This window comes from Sneathiella chinensis (genome assembly GCF_012720115.1).
Lineage (GTDB): Bacteria > Pseudomonadota > Alphaproteobacteria > Sneathiellales > Sneathiellaceae > Sneathiella > Sneathiella chinensis.
The window spans coordinates 1,257,334-1,274,187 of sequence record NZ_VNWN01000002.1; the positions used below are offsets into that span (position 1 = coordinate 1,257,334).

The 16,854-nt window shown below is 56.2% G+C and carries 16 protein-coding genes and 1 riboswitch; of the genes, 10 read left to right on the forward strand and 6 right to left on the reverse strand.

What is annotated here, in order from left to right:
- The first annotated feature begins 100 nt into the window (after positions 1-100).
- Positions 101-970: a UDP-2,3-diacylglucosamine diphosphatase gene (locus tag FQB27_RS05925; protein WP_169559909.1), complete on the forward strand. Its 870-nt coding sequence runs from the start codon at positions 101-103 to the stop codon at positions 968-970.
- On the forward strand, positions 886-1,917 hold the full coding sequence (locus tag FQB27_RS05930; RefSeq protein ID WP_169559910.1) for a glycosyltransferase family 4 protein: 1,032 nt from the start codon (positions 886-888) through the stop codon (positions 1,915-1,917). Before FQB27_RS05925 ends, FQB27_RS05930 begins: the two co-directional genes overlap by 85 nt.
- A 59-nt stretch (positions 1,918-1,976) precedes the next feature.
- On the opposite strand, the gene FQB27_RS05935 is transcribed toward FQB27_RS05930, so the two are convergent.
- Positions 1,977-4,304 (reverse strand): methyl-accepting chemotaxis protein, encoded by a 2,328-nt coding sequence (locus tag FQB27_RS05935; protein WP_169559911.1) that lies wholly within the window; start codon positions 4,302-4,304, stop codon positions 1,977-1,979.
- Between the two features lie 186 nt (positions 4,305-4,490).
- On the opposite strand from FQB27_RS05935, the gene FQB27_RS05940 reads away from it, so the two are divergent.
- Positions 4,491-5,453: a tRNA dihydrouridine synthase gene (locus tag FQB27_RS05940; RefSeq protein WP_169559912.1), complete on the forward strand. Its 963-nt coding sequence runs from the start codon at positions 4,491-4,493 to the stop codon at positions 5,451-5,453.
- A gap of 101 nt (positions 5,454-5,554) precedes the next feature.
- Positions 5,555-6,877 carry a choice-of-anchor Q domain-containing protein gene (locus tag FQB27_RS05945; protein ID WP_169559913.1) on the forward strand — a complete coding sequence of 441 codons (1,323 nt, stop codon included), beginning with the start codon at positions 5,555-5,557 and terminating at the stop codon, positions 6,875-6,877.
- A 12-nt stretch (positions 6,878-6,889) separates the two neighbouring features.
- Here FQB27_RS05945 and FQB27_RS05950 read toward each other — a convergent pair whose 3' ends face one another.
- The 3 genes from FQB27_RS05950 to FQB27_RS05960 are packed head-to-tail and all read right to left on the reverse strand — an operon-like array spanning position 6,890 to position 8,232.
- The gene (locus tag FQB27_RS05950) at positions 6,890-7,297 is read right to left on the reverse strand and encodes a DUF1636 family protein (RefSeq protein ID WP_169559914.1); all 408 of its coding nucleotides are present in this window, start codon (positions 7,295-7,297) and stop codon (positions 6,890-6,892) included.
- Entirely contained in the window at positions 7,294-8,040 is a 747-nt protein-coding gene (locus FQB27_RS05955; protein ID WP_169559915.1) for a CbtA family protein, read from the reverse strand. Before FQB27_RS05955 ends, FQB27_RS05950 begins: the two co-directional genes overlap by 4 nt.
- A gap of 12 nt (positions 8,041-8,052) precedes the next feature.
- Positions 8,053-8,232, reverse strand: a complete 180-nt coding sequence (locus tag FQB27_RS05960) for a CbtB domain-containing protein (protein WP_169559916.1) — start codon at positions 8,230-8,232, stop codon at positions 8,053-8,055.
- 34 nt (positions 8,233-8,266) lie between these two features.
- A riboswitch (cobalamin riboswitch) is annotated at positions 8,267-8,477 on the reverse strand.
- A gap of 165 nt (positions 8,478-8,642) precedes the next feature.
- Here FQB27_RS05960 and FQB27_RS05965 point away from each other — a divergent pair.
- Positions 8,643-9,269: a trimeric intracellular cation channel family protein gene (locus FQB27_RS05965; protein WP_169559917.1), complete on the forward strand. Its 627-nt coding sequence runs from the start codon at positions 8,643-8,645 to the stop codon at positions 9,267-9,269.
- A gap of 42 nt (positions 9,270-9,311) precedes the next feature.
- Here the strand turns inward: FQB27_RS05965 and FQB27_RS05970 are convergent, their stop codons facing one another.
- Positions 9,312-10,085: a crotonase/enoyl-CoA hydratase family protein gene (locus FQB27_RS05970; RefSeq protein ID WP_169559918.1), complete on the reverse strand. Its 774-nt coding sequence runs from the start codon at positions 10,083-10,085 to the stop codon at positions 9,312-9,314.
- A 115-nt stretch (positions 10,086-10,200) separates the two neighbouring features.
- Positions 10,201-10,509 carry a putative quinol monooxygenase gene (locus FQB27_RS05975; RefSeq protein WP_169559919.1) on the reverse strand — a complete coding sequence of 103 codons (309 nt, stop codon included), beginning with the start codon at positions 10,507-10,509 and terminating at the stop codon, positions 10,201-10,203.
- A 220-nt stretch (positions 10,510-10,729) separates the two neighbouring features.
- On the opposite strand from FQB27_RS05975, the gene FQB27_RS05980 reads away from it, so the two are divergent.
- The 5 genes from FQB27_RS05980 to speB all read left to right on the forward strand — a co-directional run bounded on the left by FQB27_RS05980 (position 10,730) and on the right by speB (position 16,810).
- Positions 10,730-11,065, forward strand: coding sequence for a TraR/DksA family transcriptional regulator (locus FQB27_RS05980; protein WP_169559920.1), 336 nt, complete (start codon positions 10,730-10,732; stop codon positions 11,063-11,065).
- Positions 11,066-11,380: 315 nt separating this feature from the next.
- Entirely contained in the window at positions 11,381-13,243 is a 1,863-nt protein-coding gene (locus FQB27_RS05985; RefSeq protein WP_169559921.1) for a PAS domain-containing sensor histidine kinase, read from the forward strand.
- A gap of 401 nt (positions 13,244-13,644) precedes the next feature.
- The gene (locus FQB27_RS05990) at positions 13,645-14,823 is read left to right on the forward strand and encodes a type III PLP-dependent enzyme (protein ID WP_169559922.1); all 1,179 of its coding nucleotides are present in this window, start codon (positions 13,645-13,647) and stop codon (positions 14,821-14,823) included.
- Between the two features lie 29 nt (positions 14,824-14,852).
- Positions 14,853-15,890 carry a 1,9-bis(guanidino)-5-aza-nonane synthase gene (locus FQB27_RS05995; protein WP_169559923.1) on the forward strand — a complete coding sequence of 346 codons (1,038 nt, stop codon included), beginning with the start codon at positions 14,853-14,855 and terminating at the stop codon, positions 15,888-15,890.
- A 14-nt stretch (positions 15,891-15,904) separates the two neighbouring features.
- Positions 15,905-16,810, forward strand: a complete 906-nt coding sequence (gene speB / locus FQB27_RS06000; protein WP_169559924.1) for an agmatinase — start codon at positions 15,905-15,907, stop codon at positions 16,808-16,810.
- The last annotated feature ends 44 nt before the right edge of the window (positions 16,811-16,854 follow it).

The window sequence follows — 16,854 nt, forward strand, 5'->3', positions numbered from 1 at the left end:
GACGGTCACGAACCCTAGAAACCCTGAAAGGGCATGAGATCCTTTCCTGTGTTTCAGGTTCTTGGGAGGTGTCGGTTTTGCAGTGCCAGAGTGATTTATTATGAATGCGCCGGTGGTCAAGGAACACTACCGGTCCATCTGGATATCGGATATCCATCTGGGAACGCCGGGATGCAAGGCATCCTATCTTCTGGAATTTCTTCGTCATACCAAAAGCGACAACCTGTATCTGGTCGGGGATATCATCGACGGGTGGAGCCTGAAACAGGGCTGGTACTGGCCGCAGGAACATAACGATGTTGTCCAGAAACTGCTGCGCAAGGCGCGGCAGGGCACCAATGTTGTTTTCATTCCCGGCAACCACGATGAATTTGCCCGCCCCTATGTGGATCATGAGTTCGGAGCCATCAAGGTCGTGCACGAAACCATCCATGAAACGGCGGACGGGCGGCAGTTTCTTGTCCTGCATGGGGACGAGTTTGATGTGGTGGTCCGGTACGCCAAGTGGCTGGCCTATCTTGGGGACTGGGCCTACGGGTTGTGCCTGAAACTGAACGATGTCCTGAACGGCATTCGCGAGCGGCTGGGATACCCTTACTGGTCGCTGTCCGCCTATCTGAAGCTGAAGGTCAAGAACGCGGTCCAGTTTATCGCCGATTTCGAGGCCGCCCTTGCCGATGTGGCACGGCAGCGGGGGGTGGATGGCGTCATATGCGGGCATATCCATCACGCGGAAATCCGCGATATCGACGGCGTGACCTATTGCAATGACGGGGATTGGGTCGAAAGTTGCTCCGCCCTTGTGGAGCATCAGGACGGGCGCCTTGAAATCCTCTACTGGATGGAAAAAAGAGCCCTGAAAAATACCGGAAAGGAAGTGACATCATGCGCGTCATCGTCGTCTCGGACGCCTGGCACCCGCAAGTCAACGGCGTTGTTCGAACGCTTTCGACCCTCCGGGAAAAGCTGATTGCTGCAGGGGACGAGGTGATCATGATCACCCCGGACTGTTTTTCATCCATCCCCTGTCCCACCTATCCGGAAATTCGGCTGGCCCTGTTTGCGGGGCGCAAGATGAAACGCCTGATTGAGGAGGCACGGCCAGCGGCCCTTCATATCGCGACCGAAGGCCCGCTGGGGTTGGCGGCCCGCCGTTATTGCCTGCAGAAGAACATTCCCTTCACAACCGCCTTTCACACCCGCTTCGCGGAATATGTGAATGCCCGGATCAGGGTTCCGTTGCGGTGGGGATACGCGGCCTTGAAATGGTTTCACAGGCCATCTTCCGCCCTGATGGTGGCAACACAAAGTCTGGAGCAGGAGCTGTCCCGGCGCGGCTTTGGCAACATGGTTCGCTGGACACGGGGGATCGATACGGACCTGTTCCGTCCCGACCGGCGAAGCGTACCCTCAACGCGGGGGGAGGGGCCGGTGTTCCTGTATGTGGGGCGGGTGTCGGTGGAAAAGAATATCGAGGCCTTTTTGTCACTGGACCTGCCCGGTCGTAAGATCGTGGTTGGCGACGGTCCGGCGCGTCAGGCCTTAACCACGAAATATCCCGATGTGGTGTTCGCAGGCGTGAAGGGCGGCGAGGAATTGGCGACCCTTTATGCGGATGCAGATGTTTTTGTCTTTCCCAGCAAGACGGACACCTTTGGCCTTGTCCTTCTGGAGGCGCTGGCGAGCGGCGTACCTGTCGCGGCCTATCCCGTTACCGGGCCGCTGGATGTGATCGGCGACAGTCCGGCGGGGGTGCTTCGCGAGAACCTGCAGGAAGCCGCGCTGGCCGCACTGAAAGTGGACCGAAACCTGTGCCGGGACCATGCGTTGCGGTTTTCATGGGAAATCAGCGCGGCCCAGTTCCGCGAAAACCTGTTCCCCTTCGATCCCGCCCGGCATCAGAAAAGCAGCCAATAGAAGACAATAAAAAAAAAGGAAGGCCGAAGCCTTCCTTTGGGATGGGGATGCGAGACGGGTTAGCCGTTTCGGACCTGTGTGAGGAAGCGTTCCACTTCGGTATCCAGTTCCGAGACTTCGCGGGCCAGTTTGGAGGCGACATCCTGAACACCAGCGGCAGACTGGCCGGTGGCGTTGGCCTTGTCGTTCACCACATTGATGTTCTGTGAAACCTCGTTGGCACCGTTTGCGGCCTGTTGGACGTTCCGGTTGATCTCGCCGGTGGCGGCGCCCTGTTCCTCCACCGCTGCGGAAATGGTGGTGGCGATCTCGTTGATTTTCGTGATCGTGCTGCCAATACCGCCGATGGCGGTCACGGCGTGGCCGGTCTCCTCCTGAACGGACTTGATCTGCTCCGAAATTTCCTCGGTTGCCCGGGCGGTCTGTGTCGCCAGGTTCTTCACCTCGCTGGCCACCACGGCAAAGCCTTTCCCGGCCTCGCCAGCGCGGGCGGCCTCGATGGTGGCGTTCAGGGCCAACAGGTTGGTCTGACCGGCGATGTCATTGATCAGGTCTACAACGTCCCCGATCTTCGAGGCCGCGGCATCAAGGCTTGTGATCATCTGGTTTGACCGCTCTGCCTCGCGGACGGCGTCGCCCGCAATGCTGGCGGCCTGTCCGGCCTGACGGCTGATCTCGTTGATGGAGGCAGCCAGTTGTTCCGCCGCCGCCGCAACAGAATTGATGCTGTTGCTGGACAGGTCAGAGGCGGAGGCAACCGTACCGGTGAGGGCGGTGGTTTCCTGCGCGGTTTCGGACATGGAGCCGGAAATTTGCGTCATTTCTGCGGTTGCAGCAGCGAAGCTGTCCACCAGATGCTTGACGCTTCCTTCAAATTCATCGGCCAGCTTGCGCATTTCGGCGCGGCGGGTTTCTTCCGCTTCGGCGGCAAGGCGTTCCTTTTCTTCCTGTGCGGCCTGTTCTGCTTCCAGCCGTTCCCTGGTCTGGCGCTCTTTTTCCTCCTCGCGCTGCTGGCGTTGACGCTCGGCCTCGGTCCGGGCGTTTTCGGCCTCGCGGGCGGTATCCCGGAAGCGGACAAGCGCATGGCCAAGACGGCTGATTTCGTCATTGCCTTCGCGGTAGATGCTGGATTGAAGATCGCCTTCAGACAGTTTCTGGGCAGACCCCACCATCATCATCAAACGCCGGATTACGTTGCGGGCGATATAGAGCCAGCCAATGGCAACCGCGATGACCACGGCGGCAATGGCCGCAATCAGAAGGCCAAGTTTGGTCTGTTCGGCCTTGTCATGGTTTGCCTGTGCCGTGCTTTGGACGGTCTGTTCAATGTCGGCAACAAAGGCGTTTGTGCTTGTGGCCAGTTCTTCTGACAGGGCCAGCCCTTGCAGAAGAATGTTTTCAATCATGGCACTGGTTTCAAGTTCGGCCTTGCGAAGAGAGAAGATCAATTCTTCCTTGTTGCCGCGGGCGCCGATCTGAAGCAGCTCATCGAACATGCCTTGCAGGTTCTCCTTGACCTTGGCGTTGACGGACCCCTCGATCTCGGACAGGGGAGTTGCCATGCTGGTCAGGGAGGACAGGAATTCTGATTCTAGGTCGTTTACGTCCTGAATGCTGTCGGCGAGCGCCCCTTCCGCCAGCAGGCTCAGCATCTGGTAGCCGTTGCTCTGGAAGGCGAAGATATTTTCCTGAAACCGCAATACGTCCCGCGCAGACTGTGACAGGGGGCTGGTGTCGTATTCCGGTTTGATCCCCGTCATGGCCGTCTCGATGGCGGTGTCGATCAGTTCGTCATAGGCATCCGCATTGTCGAACATCTTGATCCGGAGCGGGATCAGAAGCGGGCCTGTCTTGTCTTTCAAATCCATCCGAAGCACTTCAAGGCGGCTCATCTTTTCCTTGCGCAGCTTGGCCAGTTCATGACGTTCCGCCACCAGTTTGTCGAGTTCCTGGATCAGCGGGGTAATGGCCTGCAATTCCACCTCGATATTCTGAAGATCGGCATTGCTTTCCATATAGCCATAGAGGTCTTTCAACCGGGCTTCTGCGGTTGCCATATCCTTGTTCAGGGTTTCCACACTGGCAATGCGTTCCTCGTCGGTGCGGGCAGAGCCAAGCTGCGGGCCAACGGCGGCAATCTTGGCGGTATCATTGGCCAGCTTCAGCGCGAGGGAAATGACGGGAACCTGTTCCTCGGTCAGTTCGGTCTGGGTTTCGCTCAAGGTATCAAGGCTGACCCAGCCAACGGTGCTGATGAAGATGGTCAGGGCGGTGGCGATGGAGAAGGCACCAATGATCCGGTATCCGATGCCGAATCTGGTATATTGCTGTTCTTTCTTGACGCCCTTGCCTGCAGGCCTGATTTTCTTTTTTATCTTGCTAATCATTTCACCACACCGCTCCCACGGCTCCCAAGGCTAATACCCAATTTGCGGACAGGCTAGAACAGGGCGGGTTAAGAATTTGTTTAAAATCAGTGTAAAGTTGTTCATCCGCAGGTTTAAGATCCGAAACAGGGGAGTGTGAGGCCAGATGTCAGTTGAAGAAGGGCCGCCTTGGCAGTATAGACAGGCATGACTTTGACCCTTGCACCCATGGAAGGCGTTGTGGACGCCTATATGCGGGATATCCTGACCCGAATAGGGGGGATTGACCTGTGTGTTTCCGAATTTGTCCGGGTCAGCAATCATGTTTATCCCGCGTCCAAGTTCCTGGGCTATTGCCCCGAGCTGGAGCAGAACGCCTGCACCCCGGCGGGCATCCCGGTTCATGTGCAACTGATGGGCGGTGACCCCTTGGTCATTGCGGATAATGCGGCCTTTGTGGCAACCCTTGGGGCGCCGGGAATTGATATCAATTTCGGCTGCCCGGCCAAGACGGTGAACCGGCGCGATGCAGGCGCGACCCTGTTGCAGTGGCCGGATCGCCTGCACGCCATCGTGGCCGAGGTACGGCGGGCTGTCCCATCCCATATTCCGGTAAGTGCCAAGATGCGGCTCGGCTTTTCCGACAAGAGCCTGTATCTGGATAATGCCCTTGCCATTGAGGCGGGGGGCGCGGAAAAGCTAACCGTTCATGCCCGGACCAAGCTGGAAGGGTACCGGGCGCCTGCCCATTGGGAATTTCTGGCTCCCATCCGGGAGGCCCTGAAAATCCCGGTTGTGGCAAATGGGGAAATCTGGACCGTTGACGATTATCGCGCCTGCCGAGACATCAGCGGGTGCGACCATTTCATGGTGGGGCGGGGGATTATTGCCCGGCCCGGATTGGCCCTTGAAATTGCTGCGATGCTGCGGGCAGACGATCCGCTGGCACTGCTGTCGTGGGGGGAAATCCTCGACCTTCTGGAAACCTATGACCGCCTTCTGGTGAGCATGGACAACCCCAACCGTCAGGCTGGCCGCTTGAAGCAATGGATCAAGCTGTTGGGGCGCACCTATGAACAGGCGACGGAGCTGTTTCAGGAAATCCGCCGGTTGAAGGAGCCGTGCGAGATTGTTGACGTGGTCCGCGCCAACCGGGATCGGCACGCCTGATCGGGAAAAACCTCAATTTTGGGGGGAAATTGCAATCTGTTCCCCTATCTCTTTAAGGCAGGAAGACTAACAGCCGGACACCACAAGGAGAGGGGGGCGGTATGCGACAGGTCTTTTGCCAATTCATTGCCCTGTTGGGCGCAATCCTTTTATCAGGGATCGGGGCGGAACCCGCGCTTGCAAAAATTCACCATGTCAATCCTGCCGGGGCCACAAGCGCAAAGCCTGATGGCAGCAGCGCCAAGCCGTGGCCGGACCTTTCGGCGCTGGTGTCAGGCGATGCGTTGCAGGGGGGCGATACGGTCCTTCTGGGTAGCGGCTTTTACGGGGCCCTCTATATCCGGGGCCTGAATTTGCCGCAGCCGGTTTTAATCCAGCCGGAAGCGGGGGCAACGGCCCGTTTCTCGAACGTTCGGGTTCATCGCAGTTCGAATCTGCATCTGAAAGGGCTGACGGTCAGCCCGTCCTTTGCCACACCCCATTCCAACAGAAAAATCGTCGAGATAGACCAGAATGCCCACAATATCACCATCGAAGGGTTCGAGATTTTTTCGGTGCCGGACAGCACAGGCTGGACCGGACAGGACTGGAACGCGAAGGCCGGATACGGGATTTTCGGACGCGGCCACGATTTTGTCATCCTGAACAATTCGATCCGTAATGTCAGTTTCGGGATTTCCATGCATTCCAGCCGCACGCAGGTGATCGGCAATTCCGTGGTCAATTTTTCAGGGGATGGATTGCGGGGACTGGGCGACGATTCCCTGTTCGAGGGGAATACGGTCAAGAACTGCTATCAGGTGAACGGCAATCATGCAGACGGGTTCCAGTCCTGGTCGGTGGGGCCAACGGGAAAAATCGGCACCGGCGTTATCAAGAACGTGATTTTACGGGGAAACCTGTTCCTGAATTACGAGGACCCCAATCAACCCTTTCGCTGCAAGATGCAGGGCATTGGCCTGTTTGGCGGGGTGTACCAGAACTGGGTGATTGAAAATAATATCGTTCTTGCAGACAACTGGCACGGCATCACGGTTATGGGGGCGCGGAATGTGCGGATCGTGAATAACACGGTGCTGGACCCCAATAACCAGAAGCCCGGCCCGGCCTGGATCAGGATTGCGGAACAGCATCAAAGGCAGGCCCTGTCCGGGAATGTGGTGGCCAACAATATTGCGTCGGCCCTGAACAGCAGCAAATGGGGCGTTGTGCAGAAGAATAACCTGATCTTCAGAAGCCCGCGGCAGGTTTTCATTGATCCGGGCAGGCTTGATTTCCGGTTGCCCGAGGGCAGCGAGGCTATTGATGCGGGGCTTGGCGGAATTGCGGCCAAGACGGATTTTTATGGGAACAGGCGTCCGCAGGGGGCGGGCATCGATGTGGGGGCCGTTGAAAAATTGCAGGGCGGTCAGGCCCTGCAATAATGGGTTGGTCCGTCAATCCCGTGGTGGGATACGAGAGATCACACCGGTTCTGAAGAAGGCCGGGCGTTCCTTCAGTTTTGGAACCCCGTGCGGGGCGTTCGCCACGGCGGTAGCCGCTGTCAGGATATCGTCAATATCCCGCGCCGGGTCCGTATCCCCGATGACATAACTCCATTTCCCGGGGGCGGAAAAGGCAATGGTGACCTCGCGGGTGCAGACCGCGAAACAGTCGACGGCCTGCGTCTTGATATGGGCATGGGGCTTTGCCGCTTTGGTCAGGCGATCCAGCAGGATTTCCCCGCGAGAAGCCGGGCCGTTCGGATCGTTGCTTGTTTTCCCGCAGCTTGTACAGACGAAAACCGTCACCGAAGGGAGAGTGTCGGTGACGGTTGTCTCTGGCGTGTCAGACGCAGACGTCATGCGTCCGACGGCGTGTTTCGCTGCCAGAGAAGACCAACGGACGCTCCGACGAGGGCCCAGGTGATGGCATGAACAACCAGTGCACTGGCCGCAAAATGCGCTGCGATCTCAGAGGGAACGCCGCTGCTAAGCTCATCCGGGTGAGGGGCGCCAATCAGGTGGGGCAGTGCCAGCAGGACAATCCCGGCCACAATGGACCAGCCCTTTGAAGTCTGGAAAATCAACCAGAGCCCGGCACCGGTCGCAACCGCCGTCATTCCCCACCAGAGCTGGCGGGCCATCAGGTCCGCCGCAGCAGAGCCGGGCAGTTCCGGGCTGAGGCCAAGGGCGGGCGCGAGGCCAGCGACAGTGAAACCGGCAATACCCCAGATCAATCCGGTGCGTGGTGTGATCCTGCTTTTTGCAAGGAACATGACCGCCAACAGCATCAGGGCATATCCAATGGTGGTCACGACCGTCGAGACCGAGGTGAAGAAGGTTCGCTCCCACCCGTTTTCCGGTGCCCAGACGCTATCGTGGCTGTGGTCCCCGCCCGCATGGGCAAGAAGGATACCCTTGCCAAGCTCTGTCTGGACGGACATGCCGTTCAAATGCAGGCCCGCATGGCTTTCAGCGGGGGCATCGCCTTCGTAATTCTCGGCGGCGATGATCAGTGGTGTGGTTGTAAAATGCTGGATCGCTGCTGCCGGCAGGCCAGCAAGGATCCCGGCCATAATTCCGACCCATAAAAAACGTACAATCATGTGAACCCCCTGTTAGTGGCAGGGAAAGGACATGGAATGGCGGGAGTCGTGGGCGGCGTTATGCAGCGTCGTTGAATGGGCAAAGCCTGTCAGGAAGACAATACCGGCACCCAGGATAAACATTGTCAGGGCCAGAACGCGCGGATTGACGCTTGTCGATACCTGACTGCTGCTGCTTGCGATTGTGTTCATTTCATACTCCTACGCTGCTCCTTCGGCAGCTTGTTGGACATGGAGCTTTCCGGCAGGTCTCCTGGCTTACGGGTTACGGCTTCTGTTCCCCTTCCCAGTATGAAACCAGTGGCTAATGAACAGTCGCTATCCGTTTACAGTCGCGAGGCGGCCCTGGCATTGGCGTAGAATTGTTACGCCGCACCAGTGTTCCCTTTTCATTTCAATCCTTGAGCAGACTGAAAACCGAAAAACCTTTTAACGAAAATCACTATAGCGGATACCAGCTATGGAAGTAAGTTGTTTCACAATAAAAATAACCGCGCCTTCTTTTACTTCCTGAAAACAGGCTGAAAATGATACATCTTTATCTGAACGGCGGGTCGATAGGGGCCGGAATCTTTGGGTGTTTGTCCTGATTGAGGGAAAAGATGCTGGATAGTCTGATAGGATTTCTTGATTTGCTGGGGGTGGCGGTTTTTGCGGCGACGGGCAGTCTGGTCGCCAGCCGGAAGGAAATGGATATCATCGGTTTTGGCCTGATGGCCACCTTTACCGGTATTGGCGGCGGGACCCTTCGGGATGTCATTCTGGATCGGCCCGTTTTTTGGATGACCGACCCGCTATATTTGGTTGTGTGTCTGACGGTTGCTGTTCTGGTCTTCGTTTTCGCCCACCGGATCCAGAAACGGTTTATCTGGCTTTTGTGGGGGGATGCGATCGGTCTGGTGGCCTTCAGCGTGATGGGGGCCGAAATCGCCCTGAAAAGCGGGGCCGGGCCGTTGCAGGCGGTGACCCTTGGTATTATCACCGCAACATTTGGCGGTCTTGCCCGCGATCTGGTCGCAGGCGAGGTGCCGCTGCCTCTCCGTCAGGAAATCTACGTGACGGCGGCCCTGCTGGGCGGCGGCCTTTATGTGTCGTTGGCGGCGCTCGGGTATCCCAAAGTCTATATCGCCCTGATCAGTATTGCCGCAGGCTTTGCCCTTCGGGGCGGGGCCATCGCCTTTGGCTGGGTGTTGCCCCGCTACAAGAACCGGGCCGGCCGCCCCTATTAGCGCAAAAGCCCATTGGTGGGGCGAGCCGGGGTTGGGTTTTATCTATTCCAGATCGTTGAACGAGCCGTGCCGTCCCTGACCGTCTGAAAAACGGGCGGCGCCTTGCTGGGCCTCGTGCTGGATGGCCTGTTGTGCGCCCCGCCATTCTTCGGCAAGGGCTTCTTTTTCGTCCCGTCCTTCCTGATAGTAGAGGGCATGCCTGTCCGACAGCATGGCCAGCGGCGGATATCCGGCGATTTGCAGGGCCAGTTCCTCGGCGACCTGACGGGCGGTCCCTGTGGGAACCACGCGGGTTGCCAATCCCATGGCAAGGGCCTCTTCTGCGGAAACGGGCTTGCCTGTGATCATCATGTCGAGGGCATTGCCCATACCGATAAGGCGGGGCAGGCGGGTCGGGGTGCCGTCACTCATGGGGACGCCCCAGCGGCGACAGAAGACGCCAAACACGGCATCCTGTTCGGCAATTCGAATATCGCACCACAAGGCAACACCAAGCCCGCCAGCAACCGCATGTCCGGCGACCGCGGCGATCACCGGTTTCTTGCAGGGAGCGTGAAGGGGGCCATCCACATGGCCCGCCCACGCCTTGTAATCGGTGCGTTTGGAGGTTTCCTTCAGGTCCGCGCCTGCGCAGAAAGCCCCGCCAGCACCGGTCAGAACCGCGACCTTTTGCCGGTCGTCCTGCTCGAAGGTGCGAATGGCGTCTGTCAGCAGGGCGGTCGTTTCCTGATCAAGGGCATTTCTGGCGTGGGGCCTGTTCAGGATGATGGTCGTGACCGGACCTTTTGTCTCGGTCAGGATTTTATCGGTGCTCATTGGGGGCATTCTCCTTTTTTGAAAAGAGTATGCCGGGAGCGGTCCGCCATCAACAGGAAAGGGGTCATCAGGTTCTTTCGCAACAGAGGGCCAAAGAACCTGAACCGGTGTTTTATCAGGCGCCGTTCAGCATATAGATTTTTTTGTCGGCAACCCAATCCTTGGTTTTCTTGCCGTATTCCTTCATGTGGGGGGCCACCGCATGGGCCATGAGGGCATCCTTGCTTTCCCATTTCTCGATAACCGCAAAGGCGTCCTCTCCCAGTTTTGTCTGGAACGGGCCCATATCCGGGGCGTCGATAACTGCGCCATATTCAATGCACCCGTCTTCGGCCAGAACTGCAGGCACATTGGCGTTGAAGGCTTCCAGAACCTGAGAACGCATGCCGGGTTTTGCGGTGATGATTGCAACGATGTTCAGCATCGGATGCTCCTTTTCTTTTTCTTGTTTTTATACCCCTTCAGATTACACGAAATCGTCTGTTGGCAAAGGATTTTTCCAGATCAACAGACGGGGGGATTGAAGTGAGGCCGGGAATACACCACTTTGATTTATATCAATGATTGAGTTTATGCGTGTTTTACCTTTGAACTGATTTCCCACGGGATGGCCGGAACGGGTCCGCAGAAAGAAAGTCACGATCATGCAGTCACTTGAAAAAATTAAGAAAGAACTGGAGCAACGGCAGGAATTTCTGAAAGGCCGTGTCGCGGAATGCGAGGAGGAGCTTCGGGCCAGCCACAGCCAGAATTTTTCGGAACAGGCCGTGGAGCGGGAAAAGGAAGAAGTGACGGAAAATCTTGAGAATGCCTATCTACAGGAAATCGCCCAGATTGATCGTGCCCTTGTCCGTTTTGAGAAGGGCGAATACGGGTCCTGCGTGAGTTGCGGTGAGGAAATCCCGCAGGCCCGGCTGGAAATCCTGCCTTATACGTCTTTTTGCATTACCTGCGAGCGCGAGAAGGAAAAGCGAGCCTGATCTGAACAGCAGGAAGGCGGGGTCAGAAGGGCCGCGTCAAATGTGAAAAGTTAACATATCCGCAACCTTTTATTTCTAGCATTTCTTCACAGAGAGGGCTGGAGGGCGCATAAGGCCTGCTTTTTACCTCCAATTTTTCAGGTGTTGGCGGTGGAAGTTGGGTATGATGCATCCATGAGCGGGTCGAATTTTATTTCGGCCCGGACCAATCCAATTCGTCATTCGAGCTGTATAAAACGGTTTCGATTTTAATTACCGGGTGCTGTTCTCATGATTTTTGGCGAGTTTGCCTTGTTCCTTTGCCTGGCGGGATGCTTGGTTCATATTCTGCGTCAAAAGCGGGAACTCTCTCGTATCAGGTCAGCCTATCGGCTTCTGTGTGCGGGGCTTGCCCTGACCAGCCTCAACGCCCTGAATGATATTCTGTTAATTGGTCCCAACCGTCTTGCCACTTTTTCCCTGTATGGGGCTGAGGGCGAGCGGTACTGGGATATCTTTGGCTATCTGCCCGGTTTGGCGCTGGTATTCCTTGGTGTGGCCCGTTTCCTGCCGGCTGTTGCGCAACTGAACCGGGAAATCGAGGGTCGTAAATCCAGCGAGGAAATGATCAAGCGGCAGACCGCCGACTTGCGGATTGCCAAACAGCATGCGGAAAAAGCCGAACGCCTGCTGATGGAGGCTATCGAATCCATTTCCGATGCGTTTATCATCTTTGACAATGAAGACCGGGTTGTTGCGTTCAATCGTCAATATGCCGGTCTGTTCGAGCATGTTGACGATATCCTTCGGCCTGGGGTGACCTTCGAGGAACTGATCCGCCATCAGGCGACCATGTCTGGATATTTTCAGGATGAGGAGGCGTCGGAAGAGTGGATTCAGAAGCGCCTTGAGGAGCATCGCCAGCCGGGCGAGCCGAGGGAGCAGGTTTTCCCCAATGGGCGGATTTACCGTCTTTCCGAATTCAAAACCGTGTCCGGCGGTGTGGTGGCGCTCCGGACGGATATCACGGAACTGCGAGAGCGGGAGCAGTCCATCCGCCAGATCAACCAGCGGCTGGAAGAAGCCCAAAGTGTCGCCCATATCGGCAACTGGATTCATGATTATCGGACCGGGACCTATGAATGGTCGCAAGAGACAAACCGGATCATGGGGTATGATGGGGACAATCTTGAGACGACCTATGAAGTCTATCTGTCGCGGGTTCACCCGGACGATATGGAACGTATGAAATCAGTCGTTTCATGGGCCGCCGAGAAGGGCGAGAACTATCAGGTGGAATACCGCATGATCAAGCCGTCGGGGGACGTCGTCCATGTTCTGGAAATCGGCCAGATCCATCTGGATGAGAACGGCAAGCCCGCCTTTGTGAACGGAACCATTCAGGATGTGACAGCACAGCATCAGGTGGAAGCTGAACTGCTGGATGCAAAGGTAAGGGCGGAAGAGGGGACCAAGGCAAAATCCTTGTTCCTCGCCAATATGAGCCATGAGTTGCGTACCCCGCTGAATGCTGTCATCGGGTTTGCCGAGGTGATCCAGCAGGAAATGTTCGGGCCTGTGGGCAGCCCGCGATACAAACAATATGCGGAGAATATTCATTCATCCGGTCAGCATCTTCTGTCCCTGATCAATGATGTGCTGGATTTCTCCCGTCTGGAAGCCGGGCAGGAGGAGATTCGCAAAGAGCCGATCAAGATAGAGGAAATCATTTCCTGGACCAGCATGATGCTGGCCTCGAAGGCGGAGGAGAAGAAGATTTCCCTTGATGTGGCCGTGGACAAACGGCTGGTGATTCAGGGGGATTTGCGAAAACTTCGGCAGGTGATGATCAATCTGGTGAATAACGCTCTGAAATTTACGGCGGAGGGCGGACGAATCTCGATCCGGACGAATACGGATTCAGATAATTATTTCAGCATTCTGGTGCGAGACAATGGGTGCGGTATTTCCGAGGCCGAAATCCGTCAGGTCATGCGGCCGTTCGGGCGTACCTCCAGTTCGGTTTCAAAATCCATCGAAGGCACGGGATTGGGCCTGCCGCTGTCCAAATCAATCGTGGAAATGCATGACGGAGAGATGCGGATCGAGAGCGAAGTGGGCAAAGGAACAACCGTTGAAATCCGTCTGCCGAGGCGGCTGACGGAGGCGCCGGAAAAAATGTTGAAAAAAACTTCTTGATTTTAATCCAGAAAAACCGCATTTGTCGTTTCAAGACGTTAAAGCGCACGTGCCACGACGCTTGTATCCTTTTTCCAGGGTAGTACGGGCAACGACGCAAATCGTCCTTTGTTGGTGTGCTGATTTATGTCAGCATGATTGATTGAGGGGTTTGCTGGCATGGTCCGATGCTCTTGGCAGAAAAATCTGCACAAAAGAGACATAACTCTCGCTGAAGAGGGGTCTCAGAACAGTCTTCCGCCCGATATGCGGGACTATTTTTCGGTATTGATGGAATTAATCCATATGCCCGCGCATAATTGAATTATGCGCGCATTGCCAGGTATTGACCGGCACCTGATTTCCCCATTTACGGTTTAAAACCGATTTTCTGTTCTGTTTTTCGAATCAGGATTACCGAAATGCAGCTTGTTAACTCTGTAAAAGCTCAGGATGTTGCCGTTCAGCGCGCTCTTGAGGATGTCCCACACTACGTCAACGAATGTGAAGCCCTGATCGCTGAGAATTGCAACGACAGCGTTCACTTCCTGTATGCTGACAAGATCCGGGAAAAAGCGAGCCTGTTCCTGAATAATTTTCGGGGCAGCAGCCTGTATGCCATCAAGGCGAACCCGCATCCGGCCATCATGAACCTGCTGTGGCATTATGGCGTGCGCAAGTTCGAAATGGCGTCCCTCAGGGAAATCGAATATGTGGTCAACATGTTCCCCGAGGCAGAGCTTTATTTCATGCATCCGGTCAAAAGCCGGCAGGCCATTCGCGGCGCCTATGCGCTGGGGGTGCGGACCTTTGCGTTCGATTGTCTGGACGAATTGCGCAAGATCGAAGAAGAAACCGATCACGCATCCGATCTGTCCCTGTTTCTGCGGGTGCGCGTGGATCAGGTGAATGCGGCCTATCCGCTTAGCGACAAGTTCGGCGTTCCGGTACAGGAAGCCCCGCTGCTGATCCAGCGGGCGCAGCAGAATGCTCAAAAGGTTGGCCTGACCTTCCATGTGGGATCGCAATGCATGGACCCTGCCGCCTACAGCGAGGCGCTCAGCCAGATTGCGAACATGTTGTCCTCTTCCGGGGTGTCCATCGACAAGCTGGATATCGGCGGTGGTTTCCCGGTTTACTATCCGGGGATGGAACCGGGCTTGCTGGAAGGTTATTTTGATACCATTCATCGTGCCCTTGACGAACATGGTCTGGACACACTTGAATTGTACTGTGAGCCGGGCCGGGCACTGGTTGCCGAAGCCGGGGCGGTGGCCGTCCGCGTTGAAATGCGCAAGGGGCAGGCCCTGTATATGAATGACGGAACTTATGGCGCCCTGTTTGATGCCGGTGTTCCGGGATGGACCTATCCGCTTGAACTGCGCAAGATGGACGGGGCCGAGGTGAGCGACGGCGCATTGCCGTTCCGCCTCTATGGGCCCACCTGCGACAGTTGCGACAAGATGGAAGGCCCGTTCGAATTGCCAGATAACATTGCCGAAGGGGACTGGGTTATCTTCCGTCACCTGGGGGCATACGGATATGCCATGCAGACCCGGTTCAACGGATTTTATTCCGAAACCATGGTCGCCATTGGCTGAAACAACAAATTTTTGAAATCGAGAAGACTATGACAGACTCCAAACGCAGCAACGAGAAAGCAGACCTGCTTTCCAAGAAAGTTGAGCATATCGACATCAAGTCCTTTGATGCCCGCCCGATCGTCGAGGCTATGGACAAGATGGCTTTCACCTCACGCGATCTTGCGCGGGCCACAAAGATTTTCAACATGGCGGTCGAGGAACCCGACTGCGCCATCTTCCTGACGCTGGCTGGCTCCACGTCTGCTGGTGGCTGTATGCATGTGTATCGCGATCTGGTCGAGGCAGGCATGGTGGATGCGATTGTTTCCACCGGTGCCTCCATTGTTGACATGGACTTCTTCGAAGCCCTTGGATACAGCCACTATCAGGGCGATCCGTTCATGGATGACGGCAAGCTGCGCGATCTGTATATCGACCGGATTTACGATACCTATATCGACGAGGAAGAACTGCAGGCCTGTGACGAAAGCATCAAGATCATCGCCGATGGTCTGGAGCGCCGCCCCTATTCCTCCCGTGAGTTCATCTGGGAAATGGGCCGCTGGCTGAAAGAAAATTCCGTCAAGAAAGGCTCCCTGATCGAGACCTGCTACGACCATAATGTGCCGATCTTTGTGCCGGCCTTCTCTGACTGTTCCGCAGGCTTTGGTCTGGTCAAGCATCAGGTCGAGAATCCGGGCAACTATCTCAGCATCGACAGCGTTGCGGACTTCCGCGAACTGACCGACATCAAGATTGCTTCCGGCTCTTCCGGGCTGCTGATGGTGGGCGGCGGTGTGCCCAAGAACTTCGTTCAGGATACCGTTGTCTGTGCTGAAATCCTCGGCAAGGATGTCGAGATGCACAAATATGCCGTTCAGATCACGGTTGCGGACGTGCGCGATGGCGCCTGTTCCTCTTCCACCCTGAAAGAGGCATCAAGCTGGGGCAAGGTTGATACCGTCTGGGAACAGATGGTCTATGCCGAGGCTTCTTCCGTTATTCCGCTGTTGGCGTCTGACGCCTATCACCGCGGTGCGTGGAAGAACCGTCCTCGCCGTAACTTTGCGAACCTGTTCAAGTAAGGAATAACGGATCCATGTCGAACCGTTTTGATATCCTGCCTCCCGAGGAAGGCTTTCTTGGCCTTGCGGATGAGGATGCCGTTTCGTATGAGCAGGCTCGTGCGGTTGTGATCCCCTACGGCCTTGAGGCTTCCGTCAGCTATGGGGGCGGAACCGCCCTCGGCCCGGCGGCCATGATCGAGGCAAGCCATCAGGTGGAACTGTTCGATGAGGAGTTCTGGAAAGAGGCTTTCCGTGATTACGGCGTTGTCACCCTGGCCGAGAAAACCGTGGATGGAACCAATATTCCGGCGGCGCTTGATGAACTGGAAGCGCACACCACGGCGGTCCTGCAAGATGGAAAATTCCCCCTCGTTTTTGGGGGGGAACATTCCATCACACCTGGGGCGATCCGGCCTTTCCTGAAAAATTATGATGATCTGATCATCCTGCATTTTGATGCCCATGCCGATCTTCGGGACGGCTACGAAGGGGAGCATTACTCTCATGCTGCGGCCATTCGCCGGGTTCTGGATCATCCGACGGTGCCAATTGTCTCCATCGGGATCCGCAACATCTCTGCCGAGGAAATTCCCTTCCTTGACGAGAACCGGGACCGGATCACTATTCACTGGGGCAAGGATCGTGACCAGTGGGATGTGGCTGAGATTGTCAAATCCCTGAAGGGACGGAATATCTATCTGACCTTTGATCTGGATGGATTTGACAGTTCCCTGATGCCGGCAACCGGCACACCTGAGCCGGGCGGCGTTTTCTGGAGCGATGCCATGGCCATCATTCGGGCGGCGTCTGAAATCGGCACCATTGTGGGGGCCGATATCAACGAACTGGCCCCGATTGAAGGATATCACGCCCCGAATTTCTTGGCCGCCAAACTGGCCTATAAAATCCTGAATTTCTCGTTGGCCAGCAAGGCTTAACAAGGCATTCTTCAATTGAAAACCCCTTTCGCAGAGGCCACTGT

Coding starts and splice junctions, on each gene's coding strand:
- FQB27_RS05925 (WP_169559909.1), top strand. CDS start 101: ATGAATGCGCCGGTGGTCAAGGAACACTACCGGTCCATCTGGATATCG.
- FQB27_RS05930 (WP_169559910.1), top strand. CDS start 886: ATGCGCGTCATCGTCGTCTCGGACGCCTGGCACCCGCAAGTCAACGGC.
- FQB27_RS05935 (WP_169559911.1), bottom strand. CDS start 4,304: ATGATTAGCAAGATAAAAAAGAAAATCAGGCCTGCAGGCAAGGGCGTC.
- FQB27_RS05940 (WP_169559912.1), top strand. CDS start 4,491: ATGACTTTGACCCTTGCACCCATGGAAGGCGTTGTGGACGCCTATATG.
- FQB27_RS05945 (WP_169559913.1), top strand. CDS start 5,555: ATGCGACAGGTCTTTTGCCAATTCATTGCCCTGTTGGGCGCAATCCTT.
- FQB27_RS05950 (WP_169559914.1), bottom strand. CDS start 7,297: ATGACGTCTGCGTCTGACACGCCAGAGACAACCGTCACCGACACTCTC.
- FQB27_RS05955 (WP_169559915.1), bottom strand. CDS start 8,040: ATGATTGTACGTTTTTTATGGGTCGGAATTATGGCCGGGATCCTTGCT.
- FQB27_RS05960 (WP_169559916.1), bottom strand. CDS start 8,232: ATGAACACAATCGCAAGCAGCAGCAGTCAGGTATCGACAAGCGTCAAT.
- FQB27_RS05965 (WP_169559917.1), top strand. CDS start 8,643: ATGCTGGATAGTCTGATAGGATTTCTTGATTTGCTGGGGGTGGCGGTT.
- FQB27_RS05970 (WP_169559918.1), bottom strand. CDS start 10,085: ATGAGCACCGATAAAATCCTGACCGAGACAAAAGGTCCGGTCACGACC.
- FQB27_RS05975 (WP_169559919.1), bottom strand. CDS start 10,509: ATGCTGAACATCGTTGCAATCATCACCGCAAAACCCGGCATGCGTTCT.
- FQB27_RS05980 (WP_169559920.1), top strand. CDS start 10,730: ATGCAGTCACTTGAAAAAATTAAGAAAGAACTGGAGCAACGGCAGGAA.
- FQB27_RS05990 (WP_169559922.1), top strand. CDS start 13,645: ATGCAGCTTGTTAACTCTGTAAAAGCTCAGGATGTTGCCGTTCAGCGC.
- FQB27_RS05995 (WP_169559923.1), top strand. CDS start 14,853: ATGACAGACTCCAAACGCAGCAACGAGAAAGCAGACCTGCTTTCCAAG.
- speB (WP_169559924.1), top strand. CDS start 15,905: ATGTCGAACCGTTTTGATATCCTGCCTCCCGAGGAAGGCTTTCTTGGC.